Annotated in this window: 15 protein-coding genes and 2 tRNA genes; 9 read left to right on the forward strand and 8 right to left on the reverse strand. The window is 61.1% G+C overall.

Translation table 11 applies throughout. The annotated features are described in order from the left end of the window. Both EOD15_RS11980 and hupB read left to right on the forward strand, forming a co-directional pair. Positions 1-697, forward strand: a 697-nt coding sequence (locus EOD15_RS11980) for a S16 family serine protease (RefSeq protein WP_281035557.1), incomplete at its 5' end; no start/stop codon positions are given. A gap of 298 nt (positions 698-995) precedes the next feature. Next, positions 996-1,268 (forward strand): DNA-binding protein HupB, encoded by a 273-nt coding sequence (hupB, locus tag EOD15_RS11985; protein WP_127268007.1) that lies wholly within the window; start codon positions 996-998, stop codon positions 1,266-1,268. 205 nt (positions 1,269-1,473) lie between these two features. On the opposite strand, the gene EOD15_RS11990 is transcribed toward hupB, so the two are convergent. Beyond that, entirely contained in the window at positions 1,474-2,496 is a 1,023-nt protein-coding gene (locus EOD15_RS11990) for an aldo/keto reductase (RefSeq protein WP_127408516.1), read from the reverse strand. Positions 2,497-2,674: 178 nt separating this feature from the next. On the opposite strand from EOD15_RS11990, the gene EOD15_RS11995 reads away from it, so the two are divergent. After that, positions 2,675-3,241, forward strand: a complete 567-nt coding sequence (locus tag EOD15_RS11995; protein WP_127321757.1) for an SIS domain-containing protein — start codon at positions 2,675-2,677, stop codon at positions 3,239-3,241. A gap of 3 nt (positions 3,242-3,244) precedes the next feature. Further along, a complete protein-coding gene (locus tag EOD15_RS12000) occupies positions 3,245-3,988 on the forward strand; it encodes a creatininase family protein (RefSeq protein WP_127321756.1) in 744 nt (247 codons plus the stop codon). 260 nt (positions 3,989-4,248) lie between these two features. On the opposite strand, the gene EOD15_RS12005 is transcribed toward EOD15_RS12000, so the two are convergent. The 3 genes from EOD15_RS12005 to EOD15_RS12015 form a co-directional block, all read right to left on the reverse strand. After that, positions 4,249-5,166 carry a carbohydrate ABC transporter permease gene (locus tag EOD15_RS12005; RefSeq protein ID WP_127321755.1) on the reverse strand — a complete coding sequence of 306 codons (918 nt, stop codon included), beginning with the start codon at positions 5,164-5,166 and terminating at the stop codon, positions 4,249-4,251. A 26-nt stretch (positions 5,167-5,192) separates the two neighbouring features. Beyond that, positions 5,193-6,314: a sugar ABC transporter permease gene (locus tag EOD15_RS12010; protein ID WP_127321754.1), complete on the reverse strand. Its 1,122-nt coding sequence runs from the start codon at positions 6,312-6,314 to the stop codon at positions 5,193-5,195. A gap of 88 nt (positions 6,315-6,402) precedes the next feature. Then, positions 6,403-8,067, reverse strand: coding sequence for a sugar ABC transporter substrate-binding protein (locus EOD15_RS12015; RefSeq protein ID WP_013532183.1), 1,665 nt, complete (start codon positions 8,065-8,067; stop codon positions 6,403-6,405). Positions 8,068-8,354: 287 nt separating this feature from the next. Between EOD15_RS12015 and ugpC the strand changes: the two genes are divergently transcribed. From ugpC to EOD15_RS12035, 4 genes are all read left to right on the forward strand, one after another. Next, complete coding sequence (gene ugpC, locus EOD15_RS12020; protein ID WP_127322988.1) at positions 8,355-9,413, forward strand: sn-glycerol-3-phosphate ABC transporter ATP-binding protein UgpC; 1,059 nt, start codon at positions 8,355-8,357, stop codon at positions 9,411-9,413. Between the two features lie 21 nt (positions 9,414-9,434). After that, the gene (locus EOD15_RS12025) at positions 9,435-9,887 is read left to right on the forward strand and encodes an RbsD/FucU family protein (protein ID WP_127322987.1); all 453 of its coding nucleotides are present in this window, start codon (positions 9,435-9,437) and stop codon (positions 9,885-9,887) included. 4 nt (positions 9,888-9,891) lie between these two features. Then, positions 9,892-10,836 carry a ribokinase gene (gene rbsK, locus EOD15_RS12030; RefSeq protein ID WP_127408517.1) on the forward strand — a complete coding sequence of 315 codons (945 nt, stop codon included), beginning with the start codon at positions 9,892-9,894 and terminating at the stop codon, positions 10,834-10,836. A 501-nt stretch (positions 10,837-11,337) separates the two neighbouring features. After that, entirely contained in the window at positions 11,338-12,426 is a 1,089-nt protein-coding gene (locus EOD15_RS12035) for an acyltransferase (RefSeq protein ID WP_245465797.1), read from the forward strand. 34 nt (positions 12,427-12,460) lie between these two features. Here the strand turns inward: EOD15_RS12035 and EOD15_RS12040 are convergent, their stop codons facing one another. Both EOD15_RS12040 and EOD15_RS12045 read right to left on the reverse strand, forming a co-directional pair. After that, positions 12,461-13,930 (reverse strand): glycosyltransferase family 39 protein, encoded by a 1,470-nt coding sequence (locus EOD15_RS12040; protein ID WP_127321120.1) that lies wholly within the window; start codon positions 13,928-13,930, stop codon positions 12,461-12,463. 692 nt (positions 13,931-14,622) lie between these two features. Then, positions 14,623-14,699: transfer RNA gene (locus tag EOD15_RS12045), tRNA-Asp, on the reverse strand. 216 nt (positions 14,700-14,915) lie between these two features. Here EOD15_RS12045 and EOD15_RS12050 point away from each other — a divergent pair. Further along, positions 14,916-14,991: transfer RNA gene (locus EOD15_RS12050), tRNA-Val, on the forward strand. Positions 14,992-15,054: 63 nt separating this feature from the next. Here EOD15_RS12050 and EOD15_RS12055 read toward each other — a convergent pair. After that, positions 15,055-15,825, reverse strand: a complete 771-nt coding sequence (locus EOD15_RS12055; protein ID WP_127267956.1) for an SDR family NAD(P)-dependent oxidoreductase — start codon at positions 15,823-15,825, stop codon at positions 15,055-15,057. Between the two features lie 13 nt (positions 15,826-15,838). Continuing rightward, positions 15,839-16,417: ABC transporter permease (locus EOD15_RS12060; RefSeq protein ID WP_148129532.1), on the reverse strand; the 579-nt coding region annotated here is incomplete at its 5' end.

Raw genomic sequence — 16,417 nt, forward strand, 5'->3', positions numbered from 1 at the left:
GGCGGAGAACCTCTCCGATTACCTTGGTGTGCAGCGCTACCGCTTCGGCCAGGTCGAGGCTGACGATCAGGTCGGTGTCGTTACAGGTCTTGCCTGGACGGAAGTCGGCGGCGAACTGCTGACGGTCGAAGGCGTCATGATGCCCGGCAAGGGCCGCATGACGGTGACCGGCAACCTGCGCGACGTGATGAAGGAATCGATTTCGGCGGCGGCCTCCTATGTCCGCTCGCGCGCCGTCGACTTCGGCATCGAGCCGCCGCTGTTCGACAAGCGCGACATCCACGTGCACTTGCCGGAAGGCGCCACGCCGAAGGACGGCCCGTCTGCGGGTGCTGCCATGGCGACAGCCATTGTGTCGGTACTGACGGGTATTCCGGTCCGGGCGGATGTGGCGATGACCGGTGAGATAACGCTTCGCGGCCGCATCTTGCCCATCGGCGGGCTCAAGGAGAAGCTGCTCGCCGCGCTGCGCGGCGGCATCAAGAAGGTGCTGATCCCGGAAGACAATGCCAAGGATCTGGCGGAAATCCCGGACAACGTGAAGAACGGCATGGAGATCATTCCGGTCTCACGTGTCGGCGAGGTGTTGCGCCACGCGCTGGTGCGTATGCCGGAGCCGATCGAATGGGTCGAACCGGTCAATCCGCCGGCCTCGACAGACAGTGCCGACGACGCTGGAAAGTCCCTGGCGCATTAGAGCGCCGGGCGTCCATCTGGACGCACAAAGGACGCTCTAACGCTCGGACTTGCGCATGGCCCTTTCCGAAAACCGGCGACGGTTTTCGGGGCCATGCGTTGGTTTTCGTCAAGGTTGCAGCGCACAAACGGAGAGCCGGGCCTAGAGCCCGGCTTTTTCATGTGAAAAACCCAGCATTTCCGGGCTTTTTCCGCTTTTTTCCTGCCTTTTCGACTTGGTTGCGGGAGCGCTTCTTTCTAAAGTCCGTTTCCTGCCGGATGAGTCGATAGTTCCGGTGTTCTCATGGAAGGGAATTTTTATGAACAAGAACGAACTGGTGTCCGCTGTCGCCGACGCCGCGAGCATTTCGAAGGGTGACGCGCAGTCGGCGGTCGATGCGGTATTTTCCGTGATCACCGGCGAACTGAAGAAGGGCGGCGATGTCCGGCTTGTCGGCTTTGGCAATTTCTCCGTGTCAAAGCGTGCGGCGTCGACCGGCCGCAATCCTCAGACCGGCGCCGAAGTGAAGATCCCGGCGCGCACCGTGCCGAAGTTCTCGGCCGGCAAAGGCCTCAAGGACGCAGTCAACTAAGCGTTTTTTCTTTTCAGAGACCTCAGAAAAGCCGGGCTTGCCCGGCTTTTCATTTTGGCGCCCTACGCGGGTACATGCGACCAGAAAAGCCGGGCTTGCCCGGCTTTTCATTTTTTATGCCCTGCGCAGGTACACGCGACCAGAAAAGCCGGGCTTGCCCGGCTTTTCATTTTTTGTGCCCGATGCTGACGCGACGGCGGCCGGCTTACGCGGTCGGCGCCTCGGTGCGCATCAGACCTTCCTTCTTGAGATCGGCCCAAAGCGCTGGGGGCAGTTTCGCATCGAGCAGCGAGCGATTGCTCTCAACTTCGCTCGGCCGCTGGCCACCGGGGACCACCGAGACGACCGACGGGTGCAGCAGCGGGAATTGCAGGGCGGCCTCGATCAGCCTGACACCATGACGCTTGCAGACGTTTTCGATCCCGGCGACCCGATCGAGTATGTCCTTCGGCGCTTCCGAGTAGTTGTAGTAGGCGCCGGGCTTCGGTCCGGTCGCCAGGATGCCGGAGTTGTAGGGGCCGCCGAGAACGATGCCGATGCCGCGTGCCTGGCAAAGCGGCAGGAAGGACGTCAGCGCCTCCTGTTCCAGGAGCGTATAGCGTCCGGCCAACAGGAACAGGTCGAAGTCGCCGCGCTCGGCCAGCGTCTGCGCGACCTGCCACTCATTGATCCCGCCACCGAACGCCTTGATCACGCCCTGGTCGCGCAGCGAAAGCAAGCCGTAATAGCCCGAGCGCAGGAACTCCTCGATGCGCCGGTCGGAGGCTTCCTTGCTGCCATGCGTGAAGATGTCGACATCGTGCACGAAGAGGATGTCGATCCGGTCGACGCCGAGGCGCTCAAGCGAGGCTTCGAACGAGCGCATGACACCGTCATAGCTGTAGTCGTACACTTCGCGGCGCGACGGCGTGTCGAAGAACTTGCCGATGCCGGTGCGCTCTTCGGGCGGGCAGGCGCGCATGATGCGGCCGACCTTGCTCGACAGCACATAGTCGTCGCGCTTCTTGCCGCGCAGGAACGGGTTGAGCCGCGTTTCCGAGAGGCCGAGCCCATAGAGCGGCGCGGTGTCGTAGTAGCGGCAGCCGGTCGCCCACGCGGCTTCCAGCGTGGCGTTGGCGTCCTCGTCGGAGACGGCACGGTAGAGGTTGCCGAGCGGCGCCGCGCCGAAGCCGAGCTCGGTGAAACTGATGCCGCCATTGCCGATGCGGTCGAAATGCCGTGTCTTCATATGCTGCCGTTTGCCTCACTTGATTTGTCTGACATGACACTATCATGCCTGTGATCAGGCAAAAGCATCGCTGCGCGTTGGACACGCATTTTCGCGGTTGCTAGCATGAACGAAATCAAGCTGTTCGTGGCAGCAAGGGCGGCAAATCCCAGGGGTGATTTTTGATGGCAGGATCGCGGTGAGCGACAAGAGCAAAAGCCTGTTCGAGACCGCGCTTGAGGAACTCGGCGGCGTGCTGGCACGCATCGACGAAAGCCGGATCGATGCCGCCTGCAAAATGCTGGCCGGCGCGCGCCGGATCGTCGTCTATGGCTGCGGCCGCGAGGCCTTGCAGGTCAAGGGTTTTGCCATGCGGCTCTACCATTTGGGCCTGCCGGTTTCCGTGGTTGGCGACATGAACACGCCGCCGCTGGGGCAGGGCGATGTTTTCTTGGTCAGTTCCGGACCGGGAGAGACCTCGACCGTGCTGACCCTGATGCAGGTCGCGCACGATGCCGGCGCGACCAACCTCCTGCTGACCGCCCAGGCCGAAGGCAGCGCGGCAAGGCTTGCCGACTTCACCCTGCTCATTCCCGCGCAGACCATGGCCAACGATCAGGGGGCGCAGAAGACATCGGTGCTGCCGATGGGCTCGGTGTTCGAAGGCGCGCTGTTCCTGCTGTTCGAGGTGATGGTGCTGAAACTCAGGGAATTGATCGGGGCGTCGCCCGAAGCCATGCGCGCCCGCCACACCAACATGGAATAGATCATGCGCTACGAACTGATGCTGCCACACCAGATCCGCAGGGCGATCGCTGAGAATTGGCCGGTCGCTCTGCCGCTCGGCGTGCTCGAATACCATGGCGAGCACATGGCTGTCGGCATGGACACGCTGGCCGTCGTCAAGACGCTGGAACTGTTCGAGAAGGAAAGAGACATCGTCATCCTGCCACCGTTCTATTACGGTGCTGCGAGCTATGCGGTGGCGCCGCCGGAAGGCAGCGGCTCGGTGCAGGTCGGCGGCAATGCGCTGGCGCCGTTCGGCGAGGAGCTGTTCTACAGCCTGCTGCGCATCGGCTTTCGCAACATTCACGCCATCATTCACCACCAGACCGAGAACTTTGCCGCCGGCATGCCGACCGATCTGGCGTTCAAGACCGCCGGCCGCCAGGCGATCTTCCGCTTCCTCGAAAAGGAGCGCGGCGAGGGCTGGTGGGGTTCGCAGGCGATGGCCGACTACTATTCCGGGCACGCCGCGGGTGAAAATTTCTTCAACTGGGTGCAGGTGCATCCGCTGATGTCGGCTGACATGAACGGCAAGTACCCGTTCGATCATGCCGGCATCGGCGAGACCTCGCTGATGCTGGCGCTATGCCCGGAGGCTGTGGATGCCGACCGCTTTGCCGACAATACCAGCTGGTATACGGCGAGCGCCAATGAGGCATCGGCGGAACTCGGGCAGAAGGGCGTGGCGATGATCCTTGATCATCTGCGGGAGATATTGAGCGGCTAGCGCGGTTCTTCCTTCTCCCCCTGTGGGGTGAGAAGCGGTCCGCGTCGCGGACGAAAAGCCAATTGCTTGGCTTTTCGAGCTTAGAACGCCCTGAGCCTGCGAAGGGCCGGGCGTGGTTAGTCGGTCCACCCTGCCGGGTCCCCGCTGCTTCGCAGCGTCCCGGCGTTCGCCGGCCTTTCATCGTGCCACTGGCACGATGAATTCGCCTTCGGCGAACCGGCTGCTCACCCCACAGGGGGAGAAGGCAAGAGGGGGCCCTGCTACTTCACCGCGCCCGCGGTCATGCCCATGATCAGATAGCGCTCAAGCGCGATGCCGATCACCGCCAGCGGCGCGATGGCTGCCGTGGCGAGCGCCGCCATCGACCACCAGTTGATGCCTTGCGATCCGGTCTGGCTCGCCACCATGACCGGGATGGTCTTGGCGTCGGTCGAGGTCAAAAGGGCGGCGAAGAAATACTCGTTCCAGCACAGCACCATCGCCAGGATGAAGGCGGCGACCATGCCCGGCAGCGCGATCGGCATGACGATGCGGAAGAACGCCCCCCAGATCGACAGCCCGTCGACAAGGGCTGCTTCCTCGAGCTCGACCGGGATCGAGTTGAACTGGTCGCGCATGATCCAGATGACGATCGGCAGCACCATCAGCGTGTAAAGCAGGATCAGACCGACGCGCGTGTCGAGCAGTCCGACCTCGCGATAGAGCACCAGGAAGGGCAGCGCCAGCACCACCGGCGGCAGGATCAGCTGCGATAGGAAGAAGAACGAGATGTCCTCGTTCTTGAACCACGCGAAATGATAGCGATAGCGGGTGAGCCCGTAGGCGGCGAGGCTGCCGATGACAATGGCGAGGCTCGACGCGCCGACCGAGGTGATCACCGAATTCATGAAGCGCTTGAGGAACTCCTCGCGCACCGTCGAGGTCTGGAAGATCGAGTCCGGCGACAGGCCGAGCGAGCGCCAGCCTTTCCAGTCCGGCTGAAAGTCGACGAACGGGATGAGATGGCCCTGCGTGACGTCGACCGCGGTCTTGAACGAGGTTGTCACCGTCCAATAGATCGGGAACAGGCAGATGAACGCCCAGAAGGCCAGCGCCCCATAGATGAAAACGCGGCTGGCGAGGAAGCTCGCCGGCGAGCGGATCTCCGAGGCGACATATTCGGTGGTCTGAACGCTCATCGGGCTCAATTCACCCCCATCTTGCTTTAATTGACATTGCGGACAAAACGGTTGGCGAATTTCAACAGCCACGTGACGAAGACGACGATGATCACCAGATAGGCCATCGCCAGCATGGTTCCGTAGCCGACATTCGAACGATCGCGATATTCGCGATAGATGAAGCTCGACACGGAATCGGTGGCGCCGCCGGGGCCGCCGGATGTCACGGTGATGATGATGTCGGCAAGCTTCAGCTTGAAGATGATGCGCAGGATCACCGCCGTTACCGACACCGGCAACATCAGCGGAAAAGTGACCTGCCAGAAGGTCTGCCACGCATTGGCGCCATCGACGCGTGCGGCTTCGAGCACCTCGCGCGACATCGCCTGCAGCCCGGCCAGCAGCATGATCATCATGAATGGAATGAAGGTCCAGGCATCCAGTATCATGATCGATATGCGCGCGATGATCGGGTCGGAGAAGAAGGCGGGATTTTCCCAGCCGAGATGGCGCGCCAGCGTTGCTGCCGGTCCGAACCGGTATTCCATCAGCGACTTGCCGATCATCCACGACACCGCGACCGGGGACAGCATCAGCGGCATCAGGAAGACGACGCGGAAGAATTTTCGCGCCCGGATCTGCGCGTTGAGCAGCAGCGCCAGGCCGAAGGCGATGACATATTCGACCGCCACCGCCAACACATAGAGCACCATGTTGAACAGCGCGTTGCGGTAGTAGGGATCGGCCAGCATCTGCCAGAAATTGTCGAGCCCGTTGAACTTGCGACCGCTGAACGAGCTGAGGTTCCAGTCGGTCAGCGCGATGTAGAAACCGAACAGCGTCGGGAAGATCACCATGGCGATGGTGAACAGCAGCGCCGGCAGCAGGAACAGGGCACGCTGGCCGTCCTCGCCGCGCGTCAGCACCTGGCCGATGCCGATCGCCACGCCCCACAGCACATAGGCATAGACGACGGGGCGCCAGGTCTCGAAGCCGATCGTATCGGTGCTGCCCTTGTAGAGGATCTCCAGCACGATCGTCGCCAGCAGGCCAAGCGTCGCAACGGCCATCAGCGCCCAGCCAAGGCGTTTGCGGCCTGGAGAGATCAGATCGGAAGGGCCGGCATCTGCCGGCCACTGGTTCGCGGTCGAAGTCTGGTCAGCCACAAATCTCGCCCGTTTGAAGGCTCTCGAGGAGCCGGAGCCGGTCTAAAGTGGTCCGGCGTTGCCGCCGGACCACGGTTCATAGGCCAGCCTACATGCCGAGCGAGGCTTTGTAGAGCTTGATCTGGTTGTCGCGGCCGATCTGATCGGTCAGCTTCTCCCAGGCCGCCGCGATGGCGTCGGCGCCTTCCTGCGCCTTCATCTTGCCGGCGAAAGTGTTGGCCAGGATGTCCTCGGCTGCGCTGTAGTACTGGAAAATGCCGGGGATGCGTGGCTCGATCGCCGCGTTCGGATGGTTGTAGCTGTCTGATTCCGACTTGAGGTAGGAGGTGATGAAGGCCTCGTCGTAGCCAGCCGCCACCCATTCGGGAATGTCGAAATGCGAGTTGCGGTAGGGCTGGAAGCCCGACGGATACATCGCCGTCCAGATCGACAGGTCCTTCCCGCCGAGATGGGCGGCGGCGGACCATGCCGCCTTCTTCTTCTTTTCGTCGGCATCGACGCGGGCCATCACATAGACGCCCCAGCCGAGATAGGCGCAGTTGGGCGCATAGTTCGGGCCGCTGGCGAGCTTGTCCCAGGCGCCGGTCTTCGCATTGTAGACATCGTCCGAGCCCGGCAGGATCGAGAAGCCGGTGACGTCGCCGACGACGGAAGAGTCGTTGGTCTTGACGTTGGAGCCGACGTCGCCCCACCAGGTGACCATCGAGCCGGTGCCGGCCAGGAACTGCTGGAAGGCGGTCGTGTTCGGATCGGCGTTGATCTGGTCGGCGGGTTCGGAAGGCAGCGCGTCGATGACGTCCTGGATGGCGCGCACCCAGGCCGGATTGTTGACGCGCGGCTTCATCGTGTCGGCGTCGAACAGCCAAGCCTTGTCGTCGGGGTGCTTGGCATAAGCGGTGGCGCGGCTGCCGAGGAAATAGAAGCCGAAGCCGCCCCAGGGCTTTGGCGCGTCGAGATAGCCATAGACGTCCTGGTCCTTGAGCTTCTTGCCCTTGAGGAACTTGGTCACCGCCTGAACCTGCTGCCAGGTCTTGGGTACGCCCCATTCACCTTCGCCGCCGCCGTCCTTCCAGGCCTTGGCGAGGTCGGCATCGGCGAACACGTCGGTGCGGTAGTTGAAGTTGTGCGCGTCGCCGTCGACGGTCACGCGGTATTGCTTGCCGTCCCAGGTGCCGACCGGCGGCTTCAGATAGCTGACCAGATCGTCGAAATCGATCTGGGTCTTGACCCAGTCGGGCATTTCCGACGTCAGGCCCTTGCCGCAGACATCGCCTTCGAACGGCGCGCCCATTTCGATAATGTCGAAATCGACGGTGCCGGTCGCGATCGACTGCTGCAGGCGGGCATTGTAATCGGCCTGCGCCAGGTCGATCCAGTTGATCTTGGCGCCGGTATAGGTCTCCCACGGCTTCAGGAAGCCGCGGAACAGCACATTGTGCAGGTTCTGGTTGTTGAGACCCATGAAGGTCAGCTCGACGCCGGCGAATTCGCCTTCCTTGACATTGGCCTTGGTCGCCTCGAGGCAGAGTTCACCGACCTTCTGGAAATCGGCGTCCGTCGGCTGGCCTTTGCCGACGCCTGGGATCTGCAGGATTTTGGTGCGCAATTCGCTTGCCGCGGAGGCCGGGCGCGTCAAGGCGCCAAGTCCGGCGCCGGATGCGGCTGCGATCGCGGCCATGCTGGCCGCGCCTTTCAATATGTCGCGCCTTGTGGCGCCGGCTCGAACCAGTTTGTCGTAAAGACCCGTTCTCATCGCCTATTCCTCCCAGAACATTAGTGTGAATAAATCGGCCAACTGTCGGACGCCGGAGCGCCAACGATGCTCCCGTTTCGGAAACGAATTAGGCAGGACCCCACCCTGCGTCGATTGAATTTCCCTGCGGATCGGGTACCGACATTTTGACCAGCGCCAGCCACTATTCTCACAACCAAACGCCGTGTCAACGAGAACGGGTTTTTATCTATAAGGGACCGACTTGCCCTGACAGGTCGCGTTGGTTAGCTTCTGCGCCTACGGCTAATGGAGCCGATGGGGGAGACATGGCGCAAGTCGCGATCAGCAAGGTGGCCAAGGCCTTTGGAACGGTCAAGGTTCTGCACGAAGTCAGCGTCGATATCGCAGACGGACAGTTCGTGGTGCTGGTTGGCCCTTCGGGTTGCGGTAAGTCCACATTGCTCAGGATGGTGGCCGGGCTGGAGACCGTCTCCGCCGGTACGATCGCCATCGGCGACCGCGTCGTCAATCATCTGCCGCCGGCCAAGCGCGACATCGCCATGGTATTCCAGAACTATGCGCTCTATCCGCACAAGACGGTCGAGCAGAACATGGCCTTCGCGCTCAAGCTCAGGAAAACCGATCCGGCCGTGGTCGCCGAGCGGGTCAAGCGCGCCGCCGACATCCTCGACCTCAACCCCTATCTGAAGCGCTATCCCCGCCAGCTTTCCGGCGGCCAGCGCCAACGCGTGGCCATGGGCCGCGCCATCGTGCGCAATCCGCAGGTGTTCCTGTTCGATGAGCCGCTGTCCAATCTCGACGCCAAGCTGCGCGTGCAGATGCGCACCGAGATCAAGGAACTGCACCAGAGGCTGAAGACCACCACCATCTATGTCACCCACGACCAGATCGAGGCCATGACCATGGCCGACAAGATAGTCGTCATGCGCGACGGCCGCATCGAGCAGGTCGGCGCGCCGTTGGAACTGTTCGACAGACCGGCCAACCTGTTTGTCGCCGGCTTCATCGGCTCGCCGTCGATGAACCTGCTCAAGGGCACCATGCGCAAAGGCGACAAGCCCGGTGTCGACATCGCGGGCACGCTGTTCCCGATCGCATCGGGCAACGCCGCACAGGACGGGCAAGCCGTCGTCTATGGCGTGCGACCGGAGCATCTCGAAATCCATCCCGACGGCGTGCCGGCGAAGATTTCGGTGGTCGAGCCGACCGGCTCGGAAACGCTGGTGTTCCTGCGCTTCGGCGAAGGCGAGATGGTGGCGCTGTTTCGCGAGCGCCACGACTTCAAGCCGGGCGATACGTTGAAGCTGAAGCCACGGCTCGACCAGATCCATCTTTTCGACGCAGAGACCGGCAAGCGTCTCTGATCCCAACTCACGAGGAATACCATGCTCAAAGGCATCAACCCGCTGCTCAATGCCGACGTGCTGCAGGCATTGCGGGCAATGGGGCATGGCGATGATCTGATCATCGCCGACACCAATTTTCCGTCCGATTCGGTGGCGCGCCAAACGGCGCTCGGCCGCGTGCTGCGCATCGATGCCTCGGCGGCGCAAGTGGTCAAGGCGGTGCTGTCGCTCTACCCGCTCGATACATTCGTCGACGACTCGGCCGCGCGCATGGAAATCGTCGGCAAGCCCGACGAAATTCCGCCCGTACAAAGCGAAGTGCAGAAGGAGGTCGACAAGGCCGAGGGCAAGTCGTGGCCGATGATCGCGGTCGAGCGCTATGCCTTTTACGAGCGCGCCAAACAGGCCTATTGCGTCATCCAGACAGGTGAGCGCCGCTTCTACGGCTGCTTCGCCTTCCGCAAGGGCGTCGTGCCGCCGGATGCGCAGTAGCGGCATGGCTTCGGGCAAGCCGGTCGTCATGAAGCCTGTCGTCATATTGGGTGTGTTCGTCGCCGACACCGCCTACAGGGCGCAGCGGCAGCCGCGCATGGGCGAAACCATCCTCGGCACATCCTTCACGCTGGGGCCGGGCGGCAAGGGTTCTAACCAGGCGGTTGCCGCCGGCAAGCTCGGCGCCGACGTCACCTTCCTCACCCGCCTCGGCGTCGATCCCTTCGCCGACATGGCGAGGCAGACCTGGGCGCAGGCGGGCGTGAAAAATGCCGTCATCGATACGCCGGAAAGCTACACCGGTGCGGCCTACATCTTCGTCGAGGAGACCAGCGGCAACAACGCCATCATCGTCAGCCCCGGTGCTGCCATGCTGATCTCTCCAGCCGATATCGAAGCCAATGCTGCATTGATCAGCAATGCCGGCGTCTTTGTCACCCAACTCGAACAGCCGATCGAAGCAGCCATGCGGGCGCTGGAGATCGCGCGTGGGGCAGGGGTGACGACGATCCTCAACCCGGCCCCGGCGGCAAAGCTTCCCGACCGCATCTACACGCTGTGCGACTATCTCACGCCCAACGAGACCGAGACGGAGGAACTGACCGGGATGAAGGTGTCCACGGTCGACGAGGCGCGGCGCGCCGCGGACAGCCTGCTCGAAAAGGGGGTCGGCACGGTCATCGTCACGCTCGGCGACAAGGGCGCGCTTTTGCACTCGAAGGAGCGCTCCGACCATGTTCCAGCCGTCAGCGCCGGCCCGGTAGTCGAAACCACGGGGGCAGGCGATGCCTTCAATGGCGGCCTGGCCGCAGCGTTGTCGCGGGGCGTGGAGCCGCTGCAGGCGGTGCGCTTCGCCTGCGCCGTCGCCGGTATCTCCGTGACGCGACCGGGGACTGCACCGTCGATGCCGACGTTGCAGGAGGTCGAGGCACTGCTGGCGAGGGGGTGATCTTGCAGGGCCAAGCGTAGGCAAGGGCTGAAAGGACCTGAGTGACCTCAGGTCTCTTGCAAGACAATGTTTTTGACAATCAATGTCGACATTTCTCTGAAGCCAAGAGCTTGATACCCTTGAGAGAAATGGCGCGAGTGACGGGGCTCGAACCCGCGACCTCCGGCGTGACAGGCAGTGAAAACCCCAAACGCAACAACGCTTGGTTTCGACTCTCGCATAGGTCGAATTCGTGGCAAAAGGGCGCTTATCAGGGCGAGAATCACGATGATCCTGATAAATCCACTCACTGGCATAGGACAGCGGTGAAAGCTGTTCCTGAAGACTCTCTAGGGTGCCGGAGACGCCGAGACCGGCGCCCGCCGATCGCGGCGTCGGCCGGCGCTGCCTTGGCACCTTGTCAGCGGCCGCACGAACTGGATTCAGTCTTCGATGTGATTTTCAGCTATGCAGGCGTTTGCTGTTTGGGCTAGCTTCGACTGTGGAAAGGAAGCTCGCCCATTGGCCGGAGTCGATAGCAGACGATATGACTCAATCGATGCCTTGCGGGCTATCGCTGTTTTGATCGTTGTGGCCTTCCACTTCACAGGGCGGTTTCCGGCAGACTACCTACACTTCGACAACGCGATAGAACTGCCCAGATTTGGACGAATTGGAGTCTACTTGTTCTTCGTCATCAGCGGCTATTGCATCGCGATGACCGCCGAGCGATCCAGCACCATCGGTCTGTTCTTGTTGCGCCGTTTTGCCCGCCTTCAACCGGCCCTGGTCGCATGCATCCTAGTCACGATGGCCGCGGTTAGTCTTCTGGGCCTTCCGGGTAGGGATGTATCATTCGCCGATGCGGTGAGAAATGCGTTTTGGTACCCCCTAATCACACGAACACCGTTTGTGGACGGCGCCTATTGGTCCCTTATGGAGGAAGCTAAGTTCTACGTGGCCTTTGCCTCGATCTACTACCTGGCACCACGCCAATCACTGCCAATTTTTGGCGCATACACTGCCTTGGGTGCAACCGCGTTTTTTGCTTCGGCTTGGCCCAACCACCCTGCACTCGTCTACCCGTATCTTGGAATTGCCGATCCATATTTTCTGTTCCCCAGCAGCCTGTTCTTTTTGATGGGCATTGCTGCTTACCGGTCCTCGGCATTGATCCAGACGGTTGTCGCTGCTGCATGCATCGGAGTAGTCTTTGCCGTTTGGGGCAGAACTGAGTATGCGCTCTCCATCGCGTTGGTTTCGGTTTTTGGCCTGATCGGCGTCCAGTCGCGCGGCCTTCGAATATGGCGGCCGATTACGTTTATCGGGCTGATCAGCTACCCGCTTTATCTGCTCCACCAGAATATCGGCATCGCCCTCATTCGGGCTCTATATCCATTTGTTGTGAATTCGTACGCGCGGATCGGTATCGCTGCTGTGGTCGTCATTGGGCTCGCGGCGCTCGTTTCGTGGAGCGTCGAGCACCGCTTTCGCCGCTGGATTGAGGACCTCGTCGCCGGACTGGCACGAAGGATTACCGGCCGAGCGAAGGAGCCTTTCAGCCAAGCACGGAAGCCTCGGCCGATCCCTACCGATCACCCGCTGCCTTGATTTTGATCGGAGAAGACGCGCTGTTCTGACCAGATTAGAAGGTCGGAATACAATTGCGACCTGCTTTCAAGTCATAAATTTTTACCGTTGGCGCTACGGTGGCAAAGTCCCCATAGACCTTTGAAAATTCCCCGATCACATGGCCATCCAGGCAATGAAACATAGAGGAGAGCTTGTAAGTGATCTGGTCTTGCTGGCTTAGCCGACCACCTCGGTCATATCTCCGAAAGCGTGTGGAAACGAGATAGTCGTACGAGCCAACATTTTCATATCGATCGGGCAGGCCTGCTGGATAATCGAGCATGACATTGGTCAGGTGATTTTCTGCGACGAACTTGGCTGAAGTCAAACGGGTGTCGTTCTCCGGTTCCATATTTCGGACGTATGAATATCCCGCATGAAAGGTAATCGAGAGCGCCACGACAGCCACTGCTACAGCGGTCGACGGGTATCTCGGGCGTACCGATGTAGAGAATGCCACACAGGCAGCCGCAACCAAGTAGGGGACAATCGGAAGCACATATCTCACCGACCCGACTAATTTGAGCGGTGACAGTTCAAGTATAAATAGCCACAGCAAAGCCGCGATCGCCAGCGCCGATGTTGTCCTGTTCCTATCAACTGAGACTGATAGTCCGATGGCCAGAATTCCAACCAAAACTGTAAAACCGGTGAGGCCTGGGACTAAATGATAGACAAAGTGGGTGAGACCATATCCAGCCCAGAACCACTCCTTCAGATCGTGGCCTCGCTGGGCGTGACCAAGTTCGTACAAGAACCCAGCGATAACGGTTTGGATAGAACCACCCTCTTGAGTGGCAAATGAGGCGACAAAGACAAGCCCAACCGTTGCTGTCGCCATCAACGCTACAACCCCGAGTTGCCGTCTGGAGACACCGCCCCATACCGCCGCGACTAAAAACATTCCCGCGCTATTGACTACCCCAGGATATTTTGCGGAAATCGCTATTCCGAGGACGAAACCAAAATACAGTATGTTCACTAAGGACGCTTCCGCCTTTAGTTTCAGAAGGGCGTGAAGGCCGAGACATATAGCTAGTACCAGTAGAGCATCTTCCTTGAAGTAATGTCCGTGCACGGCAATAACCGGCGATGCTGCGAAGATGCATGCCCATATGAAAGCCTGTGCAGGATCGGCAAGTCTCATCAGCGTCAGATACAACGCTACGGTCGAACCAATAACGGCCACTGCGCTGATGCTGCGCCCAATGATCAAGAAATCGTGGTCTGAAGCCGCGCCGACACACCACCCAACAATTCGAGCAAGCACGATCAAAAGAGGCGGATGCTTGTAGTTGTGAGCCTGCCCCTCGGAAAAGGCGACCTTAAAGCCCTCATCAGGGTGAAACCCGAATGGGAAATCTTGATTGGCGAACGCCAGATACCCAGCAAGCAGCGCCACTGTCGCAAGCAAAAGGGCGGTGGTTGGCGAAAACGCGAACACGCTTGACTTGCGGATTTTGAACTTTTCAATGCTGCTCATACTCTTGGTATAGAGCCATAATCCACGCAGTCACAAGTTAGCGCGGCGCGCATAACCGCCGATTGTCCAGAACCAGTCGTGAGGATTGTAGTCACGTTATTGGCCACCCGTAGATGTGGTGCCGGCCGTGCTGCCAGGGGCGCAAGAATGGAGTTTTCCGATCGCGCGCACGAAGAGCGGCGCGGCGGCTTTTGGCACGCTGTCGCCGTGCACCCAGCGCCTGGTGCTGGCCTACATCGAATCGCTCGGCGTCACGCTGCTGGACGATGCGCCAATCTTTCGCTTGCGCGGCTTCGAGTCGGGACCGAGGGGCGGCCAGCCGCGCGCTGGCGTGCCTTACACGAAGGATTCCCTGGTCGACGATTTTGCCGACCTGCGCAAAACTGGTCTTCGGGGCAGGGGAGAAGCGTCGCCTGATGGACATGCGGCGTTCGGGGCGCGGTCGAGGCCAACGCCGGCGGCGCATGAGTCGAGGCGATCTCGGCCAAGATGGGCAATTCGATCGATGAGAACTAGGCGCTGCAGAAGAACTACATACCGTCAATCTGGCAAATGTTCGTTCCGCCGATGCCAGTTGCCGCGAGGGTAGCAAACAGCTTGGTCAGGAACAGAATGAATACAAAAAGTTGAAACTCTCCGGAAAATGAGAGTTGAAATTTTTCAAGGGGCGGTAGCTAACCCCTTGAAATAAATGGCGCGAGTGACGGGGCTCGAACCCGCGACCTCCGGCGTGACAGGCCGGCACTCTAACCAACTGAGCTACACCCGCGCATGGCGAACACGTGTCAGCCGTGTTCGTCGTTGGGGCGCTGGATAAGGGGTTCGCCACCGGGTGTCAAGCGTGACAGGACAGCATAACAGCAAACAGGAGAAGGTTTTTTGACAGCCGGCGTTTTGTTGGCAAAACCGGCATCCAACCAGGGCGTCCTGCGCTCATTTGGCCTTGCGAAGCGGACCCTGACCGCTTAAAGGTCCGGCCCGGAGCGGGCGATTAGCTCAGTTGGTAGAGCGCTTCGTTTACACCGAAGATGTCGGCGGTTCGAGCCCGTCATCGCCCACCATTCCATTAGTCCATTCAAACTGTTGCCAAGACACGGAACCGAGTCGTTCGGTAGATGCTGCAATCACGGCGGCAACAGTCGAAAATCATTGCCCTCCGGCAGCAACTGCCCGCCATCGACGACGATGGTCGTGCCGGTGATGTAGCTGGCATCGTCGGAGGCGAGGAACAGGAAGGCGTTGGCGACGTCGCGCGGGCTGCCGAGGCGGCCGAGCGGAATGGAGTCCTCCATGTTCTTGATGTAAGCCGCGCCGCGATGCAGCTCGATGGCTTCGGTCAGGATGTTGCCGGGCTCGACGCCGTTGACGGTGATGCCGTAGCCGGAGAATTCCAGTGCGGCGGCGCGGATGAAGCCGTTGATGCCGGCCTTGCTGGCCGAATAGTGGCCATGGCCCGGGCTGGTGACATGCGGGCCGGTGATGGACGAGGTGTAGAGCATGCGGCCGAAGCCTTGCGCCTTCATCGGCACCAGGGCCGCGCGGCTGGCGTTGAAGGTGCCGCGCAGATTGACCGCCATGACGCGGTCCCAGTCGTCGGCGCTGGTGTTCTCGATCAGTTGCCAGGGATAGATGCCGGCATTCTGCACGATGATGTCGAGGCGGCCATGCTGCTTCAGCGCCAGCGCCACGGCGGCCTCGGCGTCGCTCATTTGCGAGATGTCGGTGCGGATGAAGGGGACGCCCAACTCGTCAGCGGTGGCTTGCCCGGCATCGGCCTCGGTGTCGGCGAGCACCAGCCTTGCGCCTTCCTCGGCAAAGCGTAGCGCGATGCCCTTGCCGATGCCGCGGGCGCTGCCGATGATCAGCGCTACCTTGCCTTGTAACCGATTGGTCATGCGAGCCGTCCTGTCATGCGAGTCTTTGGCGAATGGTTTGCTTGAAGGCGTCGAGCAGCACGGCCGCCAGCACCAGCAGGCCGTGGATCACCTGGGTAAAATTGGCCGGCAGGCCCATCAAATTGATCGCCGTGTTGATGGCCGAGAGCAGCAGCACGCCGGCATAGACGCCGGGCAGGGTGCCGACGCCGCCTTTCAGGCTGACGCCGCCGATGACGACCGCGGCGAAGGCGTTGAACAGCAGTCCGACGCCGAGATTGGCGGTGGCGCCCGACGTGCGGATCGCCAGCAGCCAGCCGGCGAGGCCGGCGATGGCGCCGGCAAGCACGAAGGCGATGATGAGATTGCGGTTCACCCGGATGCCGGCGCGGAAGGTCGCCGTCTCGTTGCCGCCGATCATCACCAGATGCCGGCCGAACGGCGTCTTGGCCATGATCAGCGAAAAGACGACGAAACAGCCAACCGCGATCCAGGCGGTGAGCGGCAGGCCGACAAGGCGCTGGATGCCGAACCAGCGGATGGCCGGTGCAAGGTCCTGCGCCGAGCGGCCGCCCGACACGACCAGCACGAGGCCGCGCACCCAGATGTAGGA

The sequence above is a fragment of the Mesorhizobium sp. M7A.T.Ca.US.000.02.2.1 genome, assembly GCF_003996995.1.
In the GTDB taxonomy this organism is placed as follows: domain Bacteria; phylum Pseudomonadota; class Alphaproteobacteria; order Rhizobiales; family Rhizobiaceae; genus Mesorhizobium.

What these genes read in the sequence shown, in the direction of transcription:
- EOD15_RS12040 (WP_127321120.1), bottom strand. Translation starts at nt 13,930, where the DNA reads ATGAGCAGCATTGAAAAGTTCAAAATCCGCAAGTCAAGCGTGTTCGCG.
- hupB (WP_127268007.1), top strand. Translation starts at nt 996, where the DNA reads ATGAACAAGAACGAACTGGTGTCCGCTGTCGCCGACGCCGCGAGCATT.
- EOD15_RS12005 (WP_127321755.1), bottom strand. Translation starts at nt 5,166, where the DNA reads ATGAGCGTTCAGACCACCGAATATGTCGCCTCGGAGATCCGCTCGCCG.
- EOD15_RS12055 (WP_127267956.1), bottom strand. Translation starts at nt 15,825, where the DNA reads ATGACCAATCGGTTACAAGGCAAGGTAGCGCTGATCATCGGCAGCGCC.
- EOD15_RS11990 (WP_127408516.1), bottom strand. Translation starts at nt 2,496, where the DNA reads ATGAAGACACGGCATTTCGACCGCATCGGCAATGGCGGCATCAGTTTC.
- rbsK (WP_127408517.1), top strand. Translation starts at nt 9,892, where the DNA reads ATGGCTTCGGGCAAGCCGGTCGTCATGAAGCCTGTCGTCATATTGGGT.
- ugpC (WP_127322988.1), top strand. Translation starts at nt 8,355, where the DNA reads ATGGCGCAAGTCGCGATCAGCAAGGTGGCCAAGGCCTTTGGAACGGTC.
- EOD15_RS12000 (WP_127321756.1), top strand. Translation starts at nt 3,245, where the DNA reads ATGCGCTACGAACTGATGCTGCCACACCAGATCCGCAGGGCGATCGCT.
- EOD15_RS12025 (WP_127322987.1), top strand. Translation starts at nt 9,435, where the DNA reads ATGCTCAAAGGCATCAACCCGCTGCTCAATGCCGACGTGCTGCAGGCA.
- EOD15_RS12015 (WP_013532183.1), bottom strand. Translation starts at nt 8,067, where the DNA reads ATGAGAACGGGTCTTTACGACAAACTGGTTCGAGCCGGCGCCACAAGG.